The following is a 1,418-nucleotide window of genomic DNA, read 5'->3' on the forward strand; positions in this document are numbered from 1 at the left end:
GCCGGCGGTGTGCACGCTGACCACGCCCCGGTCGAGCTTCTCGACCTGGCGGGCGGTGGCGGCCTCGGCGGAGCCGGGGCTCAGGACGGTGAGTCCCGCGGCCACGAGGGCGGTCGCGCCGGTGACCGCCGGGAGGAGGACGCGGCGTCTGCGGTGCGGGTGGGGGTGCTGCACGAGTGAACCTCCGAAGCAGTGGGGGACGGACGGGTTCCATCCCTCAGTCGCCGCACGGAGGAGCCGGGTTGCCGTATCTTCCGGCCAGTTCGGCGATCGTTCGTGCCATGCGTTCGCGCAGTTCGGGGGGTTCCAGTACCTCGATCCCGGTGCCCAGGCGCAGGAACTCGCCCTGCGCGTGCCCGAGGGACTCGACGGCGACCCGGGCGACGGTCCAGCCGTCGGGGTCGACGCGGTCGTGGACCGCTCTGGGCAGCCGTACGCCCGGCGCCATCCGCACGATCGCCTCCTGCCGGTACAGCCGGTCGTGGAAGTCCCGCTGGTAGGACGTCCAGTAGGCGGCCAGGTCGAAGCCCTCGGGGCGGCTGAACTCCTCCTGTGTGGAGTCCAGTTCGAGGATCTGGTCCACACGGAAGGTGCGCGGGCCCGGCCCCGCGACGACGTACCAGCGCCCCGCCTTCAGCACCAGCCCGTATGGCTCCAACCGCCGCTCCACGTCGGTCGGTTCGGCCCAGCGGCGGTACACCACCCGCAGCACCCTGCTGTTCCACACCGCCTCCGCCACCTGCGGCAGGTACGGGGCCTCCTCGGCCTGCGCGTACCAGCCGGGCGCGTCGAGGTGGAAGCGTCCGCTGATCCGGTCCGCGTGGGCCCGCAGTTCCGCCGGCAGCGCGGCCCGCACCTTGGTCTGGGCGGCGGCGAGGACCGGGCCGAGGCCGAGTTCGGCGGCCGGTCCGGGGGCGCCGGCCAGGAACAGGGCCTCCTCCTCGTCCCGGGTGAGCCCGGTCAGTCGCGTGCGGTAGCCGTCGAGCAGGCGGTAACCGCCGGCGTGGCCCGCGTCGCCGTACAGCGGGACTCCGGCCGCGCCCAGCGCCTCGACGTCCCGGTAGACCGTGCGCACGGACACTTCCAGCTCCTCGGCGAGCTGGGCGGCGGTCATCCGGCCCCGGGTCTGGAGCAGGAGGAGGATCGAGACGAGTCGGCCGGCCTTCACTGACACAGGATGTCAGTGGAGCGGGCCTAGCGTCCCGGACATGGCTTTCACCGAGAAGCTGCTGACCGTGCCACCGCCGATCCAGGTCGCCGGCCGGCACGTCAAGCGCTACCACGTCACCGACGATCCGGCCGGCATCACGCCCGACATCGAGGAGGCGGCGTACGAGATCCTCCCGGAGCTGCTGCCGGAGCCGGACGGCACCCCGCCCGCGACCTTCGTCGTGCTGCACCGGGGCGGGGACACCGGC

General features: G+C 73.3%; 1 protein-coding gene and 1 pseudogene. One reads left to right on the plus strand and one right to left on the minus strand.

Annotated features, from left to right (window positions below; translation table 11 throughout):
* Positions 1–217: 217 nt before the first annotated feature.
* Positions 218–1,168 (minus strand): helix-turn-helix transcriptional regulator, encoded by a 951-nt coding sequence (locus AOJ26_RS39510; RefSeq protein WP_053853166.1) that lies wholly within the window; start codon positions 1,166–1,168, stop codon positions 218–220.
* A gap of 40 nt (positions 1,169–1,208) precedes the next feature.
* Here AOJ26_RS39510 and AOJ26_RS39515 point away from each other — a divergent pair.
* Positions 1,209–1,418, plus strand: a pseudogene (locus AOJ26_RS39515) (hypothetical protein); the annotation flags it as partial.

Source organism: Streptomyces sp. NRRL B-24085 (assembly GCF_001282115.1).
GTDB lineage: Bacteria > Actinomycetota > Actinomycetes > Streptomycetales > Streptomycetaceae > Streptomyces.